Origin of the sequence: Bradyrhizobium sp. (genome assembly GCF_035570375.1) — a bacterium.
Classification (GTDB): domain Bacteria; phylum Pseudomonadota; class Alphaproteobacteria; order Rhizobiales; family Xanthobacteraceae; genus Bradyrhizobium.
Map to the genome: position 1 here is coordinate 1 of NZ_DATMLW010000129.1, position 15047 is coordinate 15047.

Here is a 15047-nt window from a genome sequence, read left to right on the forward strand (position 1 = left end):
ACAGGCCGGGCAGCATCCAGTCCAGCACGATCAGATCGGGAACCCGTTCCTTCAAACGGGTGTCGGCGTCATCGCCGCGTCCGACGGTTTCGACGTCGTAGCCTTCGGCGTCGAGGTTGTAGCGCAACAGCGTCGTAAGCGCCTCCTCGTCTTCAACCACCAGAATGCGCGCGCTCATGTCAGTAGCCTTCTTTCGTTGTGTTTTGACGCAGTGTGTTCACGCGAACCGGCTCCCACTTCGTTCAAACCCTGGTCAGTTCCCAGGTACAGTCGTGGCAAAGGTCGTCATGTCGCCCTTGGGGCGCTTGTCGGGTATTTGCTGGCCTTCGATCATGTAAAATACGGTTTCCGCGATGTTGGTGGCATGATCGCCGATCCGCTCGATGTTCTTGGCGCAGAACATCAGATGGATGCAAAAGCTGATATTGCGCGGATCTTCCATCATGTAGGTCAGAAGCTCGCGGAACAGCGAGGTGCAGATGGCGTCGACCTCCTCGTCGCCCTTCCACACCGACATCGCCGCCGGCAGGTCGTGCGCGGCGTAGGCATCGAGCACGGATTTTACCTGGGACTGCACCAGATCGGTCATGTGCTCCAGCCCGCGGATCAGTTTGAGCGGCTGGAAATCGCTTTCCAGCGCCGCGACGCGCTTGCCCATGTTCTTGGCGAGATCGCCGATCCGCTCGAGATCGATGGCGACCCGCATCGCGCCGACGATTTCGCGCAAGTCCACCGCCATCGGCTGGCGCCGCGCGATGGTCAAAACCGCGCGCTCCTCGATCAGCCGCTGCAAATTGTCGATCTCGACATCGGCTTCCACCACACGATTGCCTAGCGCAATGTCGCGGCGGATCAGCGCGTCGACGGAGTCCACGATCATGCGCTCGGCGAGACCGCCCATTTCCGCAACCAGCCGGGTCAGCTCCTGGAGATCGCTGTCGAACGCTTTGGCGGTATGTTCTGAAGCCATCCTTTTTCTCCTTAGCCGAAGCGGCCGGTAATGTAGTCCTGGGTGCGTCGATCGTTCGGCGATGTAAAGATCTTGTTGGTATCGTCGAATTCGATCAATTCACCGAGGTACATGAACGCGGTCTTGTCCGAGACGCGCGCCGCCTGCTGCATGTTGTGGGTGACGATGGCGATGGTGTAATTCTCGGCCAGTTCCTGGATCAGTTCCTCGACCTTGGCGGTGGAGATCGGGTCGAGCGCCGAGCACGGCTCGTCGAACAGGATCACCTCCGGCCGCACCGCCACGGTGCGGGCGATGCAAAGCCGTTGCTGCTGGCCACCGGACAGGCTCAGGCCGCTGGCATTGAGCTTGTCCTTGACCTCGTTCCAGAGCGCGCCGCCGCGCAGCGCCTTCTCGACGCGGTCATCCATTTCCGAGCGGGAAATCTTCTCATAGAGGCGGATGCCGAAGGCGATATTCTCGTAGATCGTCATCGGGAACGGCGTCGGCTTCTGGAACACCATGCCGACCCGCGCCCGCAGCAGATTAAGGTCGAGCTTGGGATCGAGAATATTGGTCTGGTCGAGCATCAGCTGCCCGGTGGCGCGCTGCCCCGGATAGAGATCGTACATGCGGTTGAAGATCCGCAGCAAGGTCGACTTGCCGCAACCGGACGGGCCGATGAAGGCGGTGACGCGATTGGTGCCGAGCGTGATGCTGATGTTCTTCAGCGCGTGGTGCTCGCCGTAGTAAAAATTCAGGCCGCGCGCCGTGACCTTGGCCGGCGGTTCCGTGCTTGGCATCGACGGCACCGGTGCGTTGGGAACACTCACGGATACGGAAACGTTGTTCATTTTGCGGTCCTCTCGGCGCCGAGAATGCGCGCGCCAATGTTGAGAGCAAGTACGGTGAGCGTGATGAGCAGGGCCCCGCTCCAGGCGAGCTGCTTCCAATAGGCGTAGGGGCTCTGCACGAAATTGTTGATGGTCACCGGCAAGTTGGCCATCGTCTTGGTCAGGTTGAGGCTGAAGAACTGGTTGGACAGCGCGGTGAACAGCAAGGGGGCGGTTTCGCCGGCGACGCGGGCGGTCGCCAGCAGCACGCCGGTGATCAGGCCGGAGCGCGCCGCGCGGTAGGCGATGCGCTTGATGACCAGCGAGCGCGGCAGGCCGAGAGCGGAGGCCGCCTCGCGCAGCGGGTTGGGGACCAGCAGCAGCATGTCCTCGGTGGTCCGCAGCACGACCGGGATCACGATCACGGCGAGCGCCAGCGATCCCGCCAGCGCCGAGAACCCGCCCATCGGCACCACGATCGCGCCATAGATGAACAGGCCGATGATGATCGACGGCGCGCTCAAGAGGATGTCGTTGATGAAGCGGATCACCGAGGTAAGGCGGTCGTTGCGGCCGTATTCGGCCAGATAGGTTCCGGCGAACAGGCCAAGCGGCGCGCCGATGCCGACCCCGATGAAGGTCATGATGACCGAGCCGATGATCGCGTTCTTGAGGCCGCCTTCGTTCGATCCGGGCGGCGGCGTATTCTGGGTGAAGACGTCAAGGTTGAGGCCGGCGAGACCGTTATAGAACAGCGTGAACAGGATCAGCGCCAGCCAGGTGACGCCGAACAGCGCGGCGCCGAAGCAAAGCGCGCGGATGATGATATCGTTGCGGCGGCGGCGGACATAGATCGGGTTCATGTCACTTGCCCGCCTTCTGTTCCAAATGCAGCAGCATCAGCCGCGCCGCGGAGAGCACCATGAAGGTCAGCACGAACAGCAACAGGCCAAGCAGGATAAGCGCGGATTGGTGCAGGCCGTCGCTTTCGGCAAATTCGCTGGCGATCGCCGCCGATATCGTGGTGCCGGGCGCGAAGATCGAGGACGAGATGCGGAAGGAATTTCCGATGATGAAGGTCACCGCCATGGTCTCGCCGAGCGCGCGGCCGAGCGCCAGCATGATGCCGCCGATGACGCCGACGCGGGTATAGGGGATCACCACGTTGCGGACGACCTCCCAGGTGGTGCAGCCGACGCCGTAGGCGGCCTCTTTCAGGACCGGAGGCACCGTCTTGAAGACGTCGACCGAGATCGCGGTGATGAAGGGAAGCACCATGATCGCCAAAATCAACGCGGCATTGAACAGGCTGAGATAGGACGGCGGGCCTCCGAAGATCGAACCGAGAACCGGGACGCCGTCGAACAATCCGATCATGAACGGCTGGAACGTATAGGCCAGGAACGGACCCAGCACGAAGAAACCCCACATGCCGTAGATGATCGAGGGGATGCCGGCGAGCAATTCGATGGCGATGCCGATCGGCCGGCGCAGCCATTGCGGACAAAGCTCGGTCAGGAAAATCGCGATGCCAAGACCGACCGGAATGGCGATCAGCATCGCGATAAAGGAGGTCACCAGCGTGCCATACATCGGGCCGAGCGCGCCGAGCACCGGAGGATCGGCCGACGGCGCCCAGCGCTGCGTCCACAGGAAGGCGATGCCGTATTGTTGAATCGCCGGCCATGCGCCGACGATCAGGGAGAGGATGATGCCGCCGAGGATGAGCAGAACCGAGATCGCGCAGGCGCGGGTGATCCAGTAGAAGGTGGCGTCCCCGAACTTGAAAGCATTAAGTGCCTTGGCGCGATCGTAAGGCCCGGTAGCTTCCATCGCATCGCTTTGAACGGCCATGTCTGCCACGCCATTTCCCTCTGTCTGGTTCAAAGCCTGGTGACCATTTGGTCCCGGAGCGTCTTTTGCCGAACGGTTTAACCGCGTCATTCGGACCCGCGTTTTTGGGGGCGCGGTCCCGGAATCCGGCCTCACTACCGCGGTACTGGGGATTCCGGGCCTTGGGTTGTTCATCTTACCCGCCGGCCCGGACGCGATGCATCCAGGCAGGCAGGTTATGCAACGCTTTAGCTCTTGATGTCGGCCGACCAGGTCTTCTCGATCAGCTTGACCACAGGCTCCGGCATCGGGATGTAGTCGAGTTCCTCGGCCATCTTGCCGCCGTTTGCGAAAGCCCATTTGAAGAATTTGACGGCTTCGGCGGAGGCCGCCTTATCGGCTGGTTCCCTGTGCATCAGGATGAAGGTCGACGCCGTGATCGGCCAGGACTGCTCGCCCGGCTGATCGGTGAGGATCACGTAGTAACCGGGAGCGTGCGCCCAGTCGGCGTTGGAGGCGGCGGCCTGGAACGCGGCCACCGTGGGCTCAACGGTCTTGCCGGCCTTGTTGACGAGCGCCGTATAGGTCAGCTTGTTCTGCTTGGCATAGGCGTATTCAACATAGCCGATCGAATTCTTGGTCTGGCTGATATTGCCCGAGACGCCTTCGTTGCCCTTGGCGCCAACGCCCGCCGGCCATTCCACCGCGGTGCCGGCACCGACCTTGGTCTTCCACTCCGGACTCACCTTGGAGAGATAGTCGGTGAAGTTGAACGTGGTGCCCGATCCGTCGGAACGGCGAACCACGGTGATGGCATCGCTCGGCAGCTTCACTGTCGCATTGAGCTTCTTGATCGCCGGATCGTCCCATTTGGTGATCTTGCCGAGATAGATATCGGCAAGCGTCGCTCCGTCGAACACCAACTCGCCGGGCTTCACGCCCTCGAGATTGACCACCGGAACGATCGCGCCCATCACCATCGGCCACTGCACCAGGCCGTCCTTTTCGAGCTGCTCGACCTTGAGCGGCATGTCGGTCGCGCCGAAGGTCACGGTCTTGGCCTCGATCTGCTTGATACCGCCGCCCGAGCCGATCGACTGATAGTTCAGCCCGTTGCCGGTCTCCTTCTTGTAGGCGTCAGCCCATTTTGAATAGATCGGGAACGGGAAGGTCGCGCCCGCTCCGGTAATATCGGCGGCGAATGCCGACGTCGACGCGGCGACCAGACCGGCTGCCACGATCGTTTTCATCAAATTCATTGCTGGTCTCCATCTCGTAAGCCAAGCGCTCACGAGGATCGTTTAGAAGCGGTCAATGCTGCTTTTACGAAGCTTTGATGACAGTCGGATGACACCACCAAGCTATTGAAAATGCTTGGCTTCAGGTCAAAACCGGAGTCCTGGCGTGGGGAAAACAGGTGGTGAAGGTGGCGCCGTTTTTCAGCGCGCTTTCGATCAAAAGCCGGCCGCGATGGCGATTAACAATATGTTTGACCAGCGATAATCCGAGCCCGGTTCCACCCTGGGAACGGCTGTCGCCGACATCCACCCGATAGAACCGCTCGGTGAGCCGCGGCAAGTGTTCGGGCGCGATACCGGGGCCGAAATCGCGCACCATCACGCGCACCTCGGGCACGCCCTCGCCGGAAACCGCCATGGAGAGCGAGACGATGACCCTGCCGCCCGAGGCGCCATATTTCAGCGCGTTTTCGATCAGGTTCTCGAACACCCGCAGCAATTCCTCGCGGTCGCCCGCGATCCAGACCGGTGCTTCCGGCAGATCGACATCGATGACGACCTGTCGCTCGCGGGCCAGCGGCTCCAGCCCGTCTGCGACGGTACGGATGATCGGAACGATATCCACCAGCGTATCGGGGCGAACATGCGCGGAAAGCTCGACCCGCGACAGCGACAACAGGTCGTCGATCAAACGCGCCATCCGCGTCGCCTGGATATGCATGATGCCGAGGAATCGCTCGCGCGCCCTCGGATCGTCCCGGGCGGGTCCTTGCAGCGTATCGATAAAACCGGACAGCGCCGCCAGGGGCGTGCGCAGTTCGTGACTGGCATTGGCGACGAAATCGGCGCGCATTTCCTCGACCCGGCGCAGCGGTGTCAGGTCGTGAAAGGTCATCAGCATGCATTTGTCGGTGCCGCCGAACAGCGTCGGCACCGGAACCGGGGTGATGATCAGTTCCATCCAGCGATCGACCGGCACGTGATCGAGGTAGGTCGCGCGGCGAGCCTCCGTGGTTGCGATCGCTTCGCGCAACGCGCTGATGATCTCGGGCGAACGCAACGCAAACTGGGCGAGCTCATTCTTGCGTAACGCCGGAGCCAGCTGCGCCGCAGCCGCGTTGAGATGAACGACGCGACCGGCCCGATCGAGCAACACGGCGGGATCCGGCATGCCGGAGACGATGGCGCTGACGGCAGCGGTCTCGATCGGGTTGACGCCCCTGACGTCCTCGCGAGATGTCGCGGCATCGTGCAGGCGCCACGGCACCAGAGCGGCGGCGGCGATGCAGATGAAAATGGCGGCGGCGCGGACCGGCGACAATTCACCGAATATGACCACCACCGCAAGCGCCAGGCCGGCGGCGAGCAGAATGATGGCCGCATGCCTCAGCCGGTCCGGCCACGGCGAAAAAAAGAAAGAGGGAGAATCGTCTATTGCCATCAGACCGGAGCTCCGATTCCGAAGTGCCTCTTCGTCCCATCCGGGTCGCGACCTCAGGAGCCGGTGTCCTTCCGCTCCCGAACGTAGACGGCTTTACGCTGCGGCTCCGCCGGGGCTGCCGGCGCCGCCTGCTGCAACCGCTTGAGCCGCGCACCCAGGATAACCTCCCGAAACGTCAATAAGATTACAGATATGACGAACGGCGCAATATAGTAGAGGACGCGGAACAGCAGCATTCCCGCCAGCAGGTCTTCCCGGTCCATCTGCCACAGACCGACCAGCATGGCGGCATCGAACACGCCGAGCCCGCCCGGCGAGTGGCTGGCAAAGCCCAGCAAGGTCGCCGAGACGAAAATCACCGCCACGACGACGAAACCGAGGTTGGGGTCATCCGGCACGAGCACGTACATCGCAAGCGCACAGAAGCCGAGATCGACGATGCCGATCATGATCTGCAGCAGCGTCAGCGGTCCGCCAGGCAGGACCACCGACCAGGGGCCGCGGCCGACTTGGCGCGGTTTCACCCAGACCCAGGCTACATATGTCAGCAACGCGAAGATGGTGGCGACCGCGGCCGTGCGGTTCAGCCACGGCGGAAGCTGATCGATCGAGGCGGCGGCTTCCGGATGGTAGGCAATGCCCAGCCCCAGGACCGCGGCGTTGCCGAGCCAGAAGGTGAGACCGGCGAGAAAGCAGATCTTGGCGACGTCGATCGCGTTCAATCCCCAGGCCGAATAGATGCGATAGCGCACCGCGCCGCCGGTAAAGACGCTGGCCCCGACATTATGGCCGATCGAGTAGCTGGTGAAAGCTGCCAGCGCGTTGATACGATAGGGGATGTCTTTTCGGCCGATCGCGCGGACCGCAAACAGGTCATAGAAGGTCAGCGTGAAATAGCCGGCCGCCACGAACACCGCCGCCAGTGCGATCGAGCGCGGCTCGGTGCTCTTGATGGCCTCGACGACCTCGTTGACGTCGATGCCGCGGAGCATGTGGTAAAGCACGTAGCAAGCGATCCCGATGACCGTGACGCTGATCGCAACGCCCATCTTGTGCAGGATTTGCCTATGGCGCAGAAACGAGATCGCTCTGCGTAGTGATTCCAGCATCTGGACCTCGAATGACGATCCTTCGATCATGGCGCCGGCGCGGTCATTGCCGCCGACGGAACTAGGCTCGCGCTCCGGCCTCCTGTGGTAGCTTGTTTTGAGGCTGAGTGGAATTCGGTTGATAGGGATAAGGCACGCTCCTTCAATATATTAGAGGGATCGGCAATGGCGGAATGCGCCCTTTTGCTGCATTCGCTCCGGCAATGGCGAATTCCACCTCCGCGAGCGCTTGTTGAAAGGAAGGTGCTCACGATTTCACGCCGCCGGTTTTGAGGTCAGACGCTGGAAAAACAGCAGGTCAAGCGCCGGCGCCTCGCCGACGAGGCCAGTCAGCAAGGCATGGACCTGGCCACGGTGATGGGTCTGGTGATTGAACCAATGCGCCAGTGCCGGGGCCAGTTGCTGCTCGAACCACTCGGGCGCGGAGACGCGTCGGTATTTGATCGTGCCCGAGATGCGCGCATCATCGAGGCGATCGACAAAATCGACGATCCGTCGGTCCTCGACCTGGCGCGCGGCGCGCAGTTGGTCAAATGTCTCGAACAGGATTGCGTCCAGCCGGTCCGGCGCGTCGCCCTCGCCGGTGAACCGCCGCATCCAGATCCGGTCGGTTGCGAGCAGATGGTTGAGGGTACCGTGGACAGATTTGAAAAAGGCGCCGCGATCGGCGCGGTACTGCTCGGGCGTGAGCCGCGCCACGGCCGCGTATAGCTGCAGGTTGGCCCACTCGTTGTACCGGCCGAACATGCGGTAGTGAGCTGTCGCAGTGATGGTCATGTCAGTTGCCCGCGATCATCCGAAATTCCGGCTCCCTTCGCATGGCCGGAAAGCACCCGATCACGCAGCCACGATCCCGCCGAACAGCCGACCAGGTAAAGTGCGAACATGATCAGGCCGAGGTCGAGCCAATAGCCGGGGCGGCCGGGGACGATGCGCCCCAGCGCCGCTCCGATCAGCGCCGCCACCAGGACCGCCAGCAGACGCGCGATCCGTTGCGATACGCCCTGGCCACGATGGACCACCGCGATCCAGCCCATAGCAAAACCCAGCAACAGCGATCCCACGAGCCAGCCCCAAAAAAATGTCGCCAGGTAGACCATCGCTATTCCTTCACCACGAATTCGATGCGGCGGTTCTGCGCCTTGCCCTCTTCGGTGTCGTTGCTCGTGACGGGCTGCGTGCTGCCATAGCCGACCGCGGTGAACCTGCTCGCGGGCAATCCGGCCTTCACCAGATAGTCCACGACCGCCTGGGCCCGCTTTTCGGACAGCGACTGGTTGGCCGCGGCGTCGCCCGCGGCGTCGGTGTGTCCCTCCACCTCGATATTTGCGGTCGGACAACGCAGCGCGGTCTCGATCAGGCGATCGAGCAATCCGCCGGAATCCGGGTCGAGGGTGGAGCGCCCGGTCTCGAACCGGATGGTTCCCTTCCCGAGCAGTTCCGAAAACAGCTGCTGGCAAACGGTCGCATCGACCGGGGCAGCCGCAGGCTTCACCGAAATGTCCGCCTTCACCTGCCAGCCCTGCGGAAAATCCTTGAGCAGATTGTTGCGTATCTGGGCCGGCGCGGCATCGTAGAGTGCATCGCCTGCAAGTTTCACTTCGCGATCCGAGACGACCAGAGTGCCGGTCGACAGGCGCGACAGCGCGGCGAGCGCCGGCACCACGGCGCCGGCGAAACCGGAAGGCGCCCCGACGCTGGTCTTGAGACTGTCGACGACTTTTTCGCTGAAGAATTTGCGGCCCGCCGCCGCGACGATGGTGCCATGGGCATTGTTGTCGGGCACGTAACCCGTGAGCGTCAGCGTTACCGCGACCGGGTCCTTGTAGGCCTGGAAGATGTAAGGGGGCGCCTTGATGTCGTTGGCGGCGACCGAATATCCCTCGGGGAGATTTTTCAGCGCCGCCGCAATCGCTTCCCGCCCTCCGAGGTCGCGTGCCATCCCGGAAAGGCTGACCTTGTCGTCGGAAATCGTGATCTTGCCGTCCTTCAGCTTGCTGACCTGATCGACCAACAGCAGAGCCGCATTGTCAAAACTTTTCGGCGCCCCGCGGGCAAGGTTCATCTGATCGACAACCTCGACGCCGCCAAGGGATACGCGCGCGGCCTCCATCAACCTGCCTCTGGTTGCGGGCAGCGGTGAACTGCCCGACAGCGTCACTCTTGCGACGTCACGTTCGGCCGACCAGACGAACGGCGTGGCTTCGGGAACAAGACGGGTCTCATCATTGACGAACCGTACACCGGGCACGGCCTGCACCGAAGCCACCGCGCCGCGCCGGCCCTGTTCGGAGAAGGCATCCGCGGCAAGGGTGACGTCACGTCCCTCGACCGCGATCCTGCCCTTGTCGAGTACGGTATCCTTAAGGGCGGCGATGGAACGGGCGGCGAGGTCGGTTTCCAGCGGGGCGGTGCTCGACCATGCCGCGAGAGCCCAAAGGATGAACAGCGGAATGAGGCCCGGCCACCATTTGCTGCTCCACCTGAAAAGTCCGCCCATTCGATGTCCCGCGGAGCCTTAACGCCCCATTTTCCGAAGTTTTAGCGAAGACATCCCCGACCAGAACTTCGTAAAACGGGGGCGCTGGCAACACTATGATCCCGTGCCGTTTTTCCGGTCCGAAGCACCACGCTATTCGGCGAAAAGGACGCCCAAGGACTTCCGACCGGCAGCACCGGAAACAGAGAGAAAACAAACCCTTGGGGGGCTGTCAAACCCGAAATCACCGGGAATGGTAAAGCAAGGCGATAGCGCAAATCGGCGTTTGTTACGGGACACCGGCAACTCCATGATTCGAGTGTCCTGCCCAAACCGGCAAAACCCTCACCGATGAAGCAGTTACGCAACAACGTCATCCGCGCCGGGCTGGAAGCATTTTATCTCACCGGTGCGCATCATCTGCGTGGCCCGATCTTTGCCGGCGTCGGCACCATCTTCACGCTGCACCATGTCCGGCCGCCCCGGGACGGCGAATTCCAGCCCAATCGGCATCTCGACGTTGCGCCGGAATTTTTCCGCGCGCGCTGCTTGCGCATCTTCACGCGCGCGACATCGACATCATCACGATGGACGAATTGCACGCGCGACTTTGCCAACGCAATTTCGCGCGGCGCTTTGCCTGTTTCACCTTCGACGACGGCTATCGCGACAACAGGGATTTCGCGCTTTCGATCATGAGGGAATTCAAGGCTCCGTTTACGGTGCATGTTGCGAGCGATTGTCTCGGCCCCTTATGGTGAGGAGCCGCGTGCGCGGCGTCTCGAACCATGAGGCCTGGATCCGATCTTGGTCGGTCGACCTCTGCATATCCCTTCGCCTCGCAGCGATTCTTGACTTGACGTCTCCGCGCGCTCAGAACCAGAGGCCGAATGCAAGGGAGGAGTGCATGTTCAAGGATCTGTTTTCGCTTCACGGCCGCGTCGCGCTGGTGACCGGCGGATCGCGGGGCATCGGCAGGATGATCGCCGCGGGATTTCTCAGCGAGGGTGCAGCCAGGGTCTATATCACGGCGCGGAAGGCGGGGCCTTGCGAGGCCACCGCGAAAGAACTTGCGGCCGAATATGGCGGCGAATGCATCGCGCTGGGAATCGACATCTCCACCATGGCCGGAATCGATATGCTCGCAGGCGAAATCAAAAAGCGCGAAGCAAAACTCGACATTCTCGTCAACAATGCGGGTGCCGCATGGGGTGCGGATTTCGACGAGTTCCCGGAAGGCGGCTGGGACAAGGTGATGAACCTCAACGTGAAGACGCCGTTCTTCCTGACCAAGGCGCTCGCAGGACCCTTGCGCGCTGCCGCCAGCGCCGAAAAGCCCGCCAAGGTGATCAACATCGCCTCGATCGACGGCATTTTCGTCAATCCGCTGGAGACCTATTCCTACGCCGCCAGCAAATCGGGGCTGATCCATCTGACGCGCAGAATGGCCGCCAAATTGATCGGCGACCACGTCGTGGTGTCGGCGATTGCGCCCGGGCCGTTCAAGTCGGACATGAACCGCGCAGCCCGCGACCACGCCGAGCAGGTGGCACAGAACGTGCCCGCCGGGCGCATCGGCACCGACGAGGACATGGCGGGGGCTGCGATCTTTCTTGCCTCCCGCGCCGGAGATTACGTGGTCGGCGCCACCATCGCGGTCGATGGCGGCATCGTCTATGCAAATCCCGGTATCAAGGGGGAGGGATGGGATAGTTGATGTAGGCGCGATGTAGACCGGCTGCTCATCTTTGGGCCCTCTCCCCTTGCGGGAGAGGGCAACGCAACTAGCAAACACGGTTACTTTCGGGTGAGGGGTTCGGCTCCAGGGCCAAATCACTCGCGGAAAGAAATCCTCATGCGTCACGCTTCGCGCGACACCTTCTCCCGCAAGGGGAGAACGCAGGCGGCCGGCACCTCAACTCTCGATCTTCACATATTCGAAATCGCCCGGCTTGTTGTCGATCCCGACCTTGGGTGGCGAAATCCAGGGCGCGAATTCGCCGACGTCCCGCACCGGCTTCATCAATGAGGCAATGAAGTCGCCGTCACCGATGGAGGGCAACCACTCGTTCCTTCGCCCGTTCCAGGTCGCATCGTCGACCAGCACGCCATCCGGCGAGGCGTGGACGTCCTTGAATTCGCCGATGGCGCGGTGGAACGCCACGTTCGGCAGCGTCAGCTTGAAGTCGTAACCGGCCAGCGAAATGATCTTGTTCCAGCGCAGCAATCCCTTGACGCAATCCTGCGTGTAATCGTCGCGCAGGCGCATGTTGAGCGCGGTGAGCGCCGGTTCGTCGACCCGCGTGATCTTGCCGTCCACGAGCTTGAGCACCGGATAGGTGTCGTGCTGCAGGCGGTGATCGTCCTTGATCTGGGTCTCGTGGTAGCGGCCTTTGATGCCCGCATTGAAGGAATTTGCCGCATTGGTGGAGACTTCCGAGCCGAACAAATCGAGCGAAAGCGAATAGTGCAGGTTCAATTTCTTCTGGATGGTCGGAAGATCGATCACGCCCAGCGCGCGGACCTTCGCGATATCGTCGGGATCACCGATGCCGGCGGCCTTCATCGCCTCGCAGGTTCGCTGCACCACGCGGCTGATGCCGGTCTCGCCGACGAACATGTGATGGGCTTCCTCCGTCAGCATGAAACGGCAGGTGCGCGACAACGGATCGAAGCCGGACTGCGCCAGCGAGTGCAACTGCATCTTGCCGTCGCGGTCGGTGAAATAGGTGAACATGAAGAACGACAGCCAGTCCGGCGTCGCCTCGTTGAAGGCCCCCAACATGCGGGGGCTATCGGCATCGCCGGAACGGCGACGCAACAATTCGTCGGCCTCCTCGCGGCCGTCGCGGCCGAAATATTTCTGCAGCAGGTAGACCATCGCCCAGAGATGACGGCCCTCCTCGACGTTGACCTGGAACAGGTTGCGCATGTCGTAAAGCGACGGCGCGGTCTTGCCGAGATGGCGCTGCTGTTCGACGGATGCGGGTTCGGTGTCGCCCTGGATCACGATCAGACGGCGGAGCATCGCGCGATATTCGCCGGGCACTTCCTGCCAGGCCGGCTCGCCACAATGTTCCCCGAACGGAACGACGCGATTCTCTTCCTGCGGCGCGAGCAGGATGCCCCAGCGGTATTCCGGCATTCTCACATAGTCGAACTTGGCCCAGCCGCGCGGATCGACCGAATAGGCAGTGCGCAAATAGACCAGCGACTGCTGGAAGCCGGCAGGCCCCATGTCGCTCCACCAGTTCATGTAACCGGGGTGCCAGCCCTCGAGCGCCTTGAGCACCTGCCGGTCCTCACTGAGATTCACGTTGTTGGGAATCTTGGTCGAATAATCGACATTCATGATGTTCACGTTCATGGCGGAACTCCTTGGATGGCGAATAGCGAATAGGGAATAGCGAATTGAACCACTCGCTACTCGCTATTCGCCACTCCCTATTCGCTACACTCGCGTCGTATCGAAATGCGCCTTCTGGCCGGTGCCGTAGCGGCGCAGCGCGCCGTCCTCACCGACCGCGTTGGGACGCTGGAAGATCCAGTTCTGCCATGCGGTCAGGCGCGAGAAGATCTTCGATTCCATGGTTTCGGGTCCGACAAAGCGCAGATTGGCTTCCATGCCGGTAAGGCCATCGGGCGAGAAGCTGGTGCGCTCCTCGAAGAACACCCTGATCTCGTCATCCCAGTCGATGTCATCGAGCGCAAAGGTGACAAGGCCTGCCGCCTCGGCCTCCTCGGCGTCGAGCGTCTCGCCGATCCGCGCTCGCGCGCGCTCCAGGTCAGACGGCTGCGCCTGGAAGCGCGATTGCAGCCGCGTCAGGCCGTGGCTCATCGGGTAGGGACCGAAATTCATCGCCGTGAGTTCGATGGTCGGCGGCGGGCGGTTGTCGCCCTGGCGCGAGCCGATCAGCATGTAGGAGCGGTCGGCCGCGAACACGAGTTCCGCCAGCGTGCCGACAAAGCACGAGCCCGGTTCGACCAGCGTCACCAGCGTGCGCGAGGTGACGTCGATACGCTTGAACACACGCTTGAGGTATTGCCTGATCTCGTTGACCAGCCAGTGCGACTTGTTGGCTTCGAGAAATGCGTCGCAGGCGAGCACGTTGGCGCGCTCGCCATGCGATTTGAACACCAGCATGCCGATCTCGAGCTCGTTGAGGCGCAAATGCAGGATGGCGTCGTCGAGTTCGCGCGCCACCTGCAGCGGCCAGAACGAGGCGCCTTGCGCGATCATGCCGTCAGTATCGGCCGGCGGCGGCGCGTCTTGCGCCTTGATCGAAACGGTGGCGATGCGCGCCGCACGGTCGATATCGACGCTAACGAAGCCATAGCGGATGCCGCTCTCGTCGACGCTGCGCGCGAGCGGCGTCAGCGAAATTCCCTCTCCCTCACCGTTGCGGCCGGAGGCGGCGGCGAATTCTTTTGCGCGTTCGGCGACTTTCGCCTCCAGTTTGCTGTTCGGTACGATCTCATCCACCAGCCGCCATGCGACAGCCCGCTTGCCCTTGATGCCTTCCTCGATGGTGCAGAAATAATCGGCGTGGTCGCGCCGGACCTTGCGTTTGTCGACCACGCGCGTCAGCCCGCCGGTACCAGGCAGCACCGCCAGCAGCGGCACTTCCGGCAAGGCGACCGCGGCCGAGCCGTCGTCGGCAAGGATGATGTGGTCGGTGGCAAGCGCCAGCTCGTAACCGCCGCCGGCCGCGGTGCCGTTGACCACGGTGATGAAGCGCTGCCCGGAATTTTCCGACGAATCCTCCAGACCATTGCGGGTCTCGTTGGTGAATTTGCAGAAATTGACCTTGTGGGCGTGGGTGGCGCCGGCCAGCATGCGGATGTTGGCGCCTGCACAGAAGACGCGGTTCTTGCCCGAGCGCAGGATCACCACCTTCACTTCAGGATGTTCAAAGCGCAGGCGCTGCACCGCATCCGCAAGTTCGATGTCGACGCCCAGATCGTAGGAATTGAGTTTTAGCTGATAGCCCTCGAACAGGCCGCCATTCTCGTCGACGTCCATGGTCAAGGTCGCAACCTCGCCGTCGACATCGAGCTTCCAATGCCGGTAGCGCGACGGATCCGTCTGAAAATCGATGAAGCTGGCGCCGCCAGCGAGAACGCGATCTTCACCGGCCATAGACCGTTCCCTGTGCACGGACTTG

14 protein-coding genes and 1 pseudogene are annotated in these 15047 nt (G+C 62.2%); 2 read left to right on the forward strand and 13 right to left on the reverse strand.

The annotated features are described in order from the left end of the window. From VNX23_RS13365 to VNX23_RS13415, 11 genes are all read right to left on the reverse strand, one after another. A partial coding sequence (locus VNX23_RS13365) for a response regulator (protein ID WP_325630816.1) occupies positions 1 to 178 on the reverse strand: 178 nt, incomplete at its 3' end. Positions 179 to 253: 75 nt separating this feature from the next. Continuing rightward, entirely contained in the window at positions 254 to 970 is a 717-nt protein-coding gene (gene phoU, locus VNX23_RS13370) for a phosphate signaling complex protein PhoU (RefSeq protein ID WP_325630693.1), read from the reverse strand. Between the two features lie 11 nt (positions 971 to 981). Beyond that, complete coding sequence (gene pstB / locus VNX23_RS13375; RefSeq protein WP_325630694.1) at positions 982 to 1803, reverse strand: phosphate ABC transporter ATP-binding protein PstB; 822 nt, start codon at positions 1801 to 1803, stop codon at positions 982 to 984. Next, positions 1800 to 2645 (reverse strand): phosphate ABC transporter permease PstA, encoded by an 846-nt coding sequence (pstA, locus tag VNX23_RS13380; RefSeq protein ID WP_325630696.1) that lies wholly within the window; start codon positions 2643 to 2645, stop codon positions 1800 to 1802. Before pstA ends, pstB begins: the two co-directional genes overlap by 4 nt. Position 2646: 1 nt before the next feature. Further along, a complete protein-coding gene (pstC, locus tag VNX23_RS13385) occupies positions 2647 to 3636 on the reverse strand; it encodes a phosphate ABC transporter permease subunit PstC (RefSeq protein WP_325630817.1) in 990 nt (329 codons plus the stop codon). Between the two features lie 227 nt (positions 3637 to 3863). After that, positions 3864 to 4874, reverse strand: coding sequence for a phosphate ABC transporter substrate-binding protein PstS (pstS, locus tag VNX23_RS13390; protein WP_325630698.1), 1011 nt, complete (start codon positions 4872 to 4874; stop codon positions 3864 to 3866). A 121-nt stretch (positions 4875 to 4995) separates the two neighbouring features. Further along, the gene (locus tag VNX23_RS13395) at positions 4996 to 6294 is read right to left on the reverse strand and encodes an ATP-binding protein (RefSeq protein ID WP_325630700.1); all 1299 of its coding nucleotides are present in this window, start codon (positions 6292 to 6294) and stop codon (positions 4996 to 4998) included. A gap of 53 nt (positions 6295 to 6347) precedes the next feature. Then, positions 6348 to 7403 (reverse strand): lysylphosphatidylglycerol synthase domain-containing protein, encoded by a 1056-nt coding sequence (locus tag VNX23_RS13400; protein WP_325630702.1) that lies wholly within the window; start codon positions 7401 to 7403, stop codon positions 6348 to 6350. A gap of 255 nt (positions 7404 to 7658) precedes the next feature. Next, positions 7659 to 8150: a DinB family protein gene (locus VNX23_RS13405; RefSeq protein ID WP_325630703.1), complete on the reverse strand. Its 492-nt coding sequence runs from the start codon at positions 8148 to 8150 to the stop codon at positions 7659 to 7661. A 26-nt stretch (positions 8151 to 8176) separates the two neighbouring features. Beyond that, the gene (locus VNX23_RS13410) at positions 8177 to 8503 is read right to left on the reverse strand and encodes a hypothetical protein (protein ID WP_325630704.1); all 327 of its coding nucleotides are present in this window, start codon (positions 8501 to 8503) and stop codon (positions 8177 to 8179) included. Positions 8504 to 8505: 2 nt separating this feature from the next. Continuing rightward, entirely contained in the window at positions 8506 to 9903 is a 1398-nt protein-coding gene (locus VNX23_RS13415; RefSeq protein WP_325630706.1) for an OmpA family protein, read from the reverse strand. A gap of 330 nt (positions 9904 to 10233) precedes the next feature. Between VNX23_RS13415 and VNX23_RS13420 the strand changes: the two are divergent. Together VNX23_RS13420 and VNX23_RS13425 are read left to right on the forward strand one after the other, a co-directional pair. Continuing rightward, positions 10234 to 10640, forward strand: a pseudogene (locus VNX23_RS13420) (polysaccharide deacetylase); the annotation flags it as partial. A gap of 149 nt (positions 10641 to 10789) precedes the next feature. Then, a complete protein-coding gene (locus tag VNX23_RS13425) occupies positions 10790 to 11599 on the forward strand; it encodes an SDR family oxidoreductase (protein ID WP_325630708.1) in 810 nt (269 codons plus the stop codon). Positions 11600 to 11797: 198 nt separating this feature from the next. Here VNX23_RS13425 and boxB read toward each other — a convergent pair whose 3' ends face one another. Both boxB and boxC read right to left on the reverse strand, forming a co-directional pair. Further along, a complete protein-coding gene (boxB, locus tag VNX23_RS13430) occupies positions 11798 to 13249 on the reverse strand; it encodes a benzoyl-CoA 2,3-epoxidase subunit BoxB (RefSeq protein WP_325630710.1) in 1452 nt (483 codons plus the stop codon). A gap of 84 nt (positions 13250 to 13333) precedes the next feature. Then, positions 13334 to 15022 carry a 2,3-epoxybenzoyl-CoA dihydrolase gene (boxC, locus tag VNX23_RS13435; RefSeq protein WP_325630712.1) on the reverse strand — a complete coding sequence of 563 codons (1689 nt, stop codon included), beginning with the start codon at positions 15020 to 15022 and terminating at the stop codon, positions 13334 to 13336. Positions 15023 to 15047: the final 25 nt, after the last annotated feature.

Excerpts from the sequence above, each read along its gene's own strand:
- VNX23_RS13415 (WP_325630706.1), bottom strand. The coding sequence starts at position 9,903 with ATGGGCGGACTTTTCAGGTGGAGCAGCAAATGGTGGCCGGGCCTCATT.
- boxC (WP_325630712.1), bottom strand. The coding sequence starts at position 15,022 with ATGGCCGGTGAAGATCGCGTTCTCGCTGGCGGCGCCAGCTTCATCGAT.
- VNX23_RS13405 (WP_325630703.1), bottom strand. The coding sequence starts at position 8,150 with ATGTTCGGCCGGTACAACGAGTGGGCCAACCTGCAGCTATACGCGGCC.
- boxB (WP_325630710.1), bottom strand. The coding sequence starts at position 13,249 with ATGAACGTGAACATCATGAATGTCGATTATTCGACCAAGATTCCCAAC.
- pstS (WP_325630698.1), bottom strand. The coding sequence starts at position 4,874 with ATGAATTTGATGAAAACGATCGTGGCAGCCGGTCTGGTCGCCGCGTCG.
- VNX23_RS13400 (WP_325630702.1), bottom strand. The coding sequence starts at position 7,403 with ATGCTGGAATCACTACGCAGAGCGATCTCGTTTCTGCGCCATAGGCAA.
- VNX23_RS13410 (WP_325630704.1), bottom strand. The coding sequence starts at position 8,503 with ATGGTCTACCTGGCGACATTTTTTTGGGGCTGGCTCGTGGGATCGCTG.
- pstB (WP_325630694.1), bottom strand. The coding sequence starts at position 1,803 with ATGAACAACGTTTCCGTATCCGTGAGTGTTCCCAACGCACCGGTGCCG.
- pstC (WP_325630817.1), bottom strand. The coding sequence starts at position 3,636 with ATGGCCGTTCAAAGCGATGCGATGGAAGCTACCGGGCCTTACGATCGC.
- phoU (WP_325630693.1), bottom strand. The coding sequence starts at position 970 with ATGGCTTCAGAACATACCGCCAAAGCGTTCGACAGCGATCTCCAGGAG.
- pstA (WP_325630696.1), bottom strand. The coding sequence starts at position 2,645 with ATGAACCCGATCTATGTCCGCCGCCGCCGCAACGATATCATCATCCGC.
- VNX23_RS13395 (WP_325630700.1), bottom strand. The coding sequence starts at position 6,294 with ATGGCAATAGACGATTCTCCCTCTTTCTTTTTTTCGCCGTGGCCGGAC.
- VNX23_RS13425 (WP_325630708.1), top strand. The coding sequence starts at position 10,790 with ATGTTCAAGGATCTGTTTTCGCTTCACGGCCGCGTCGCGCTGGTGACC.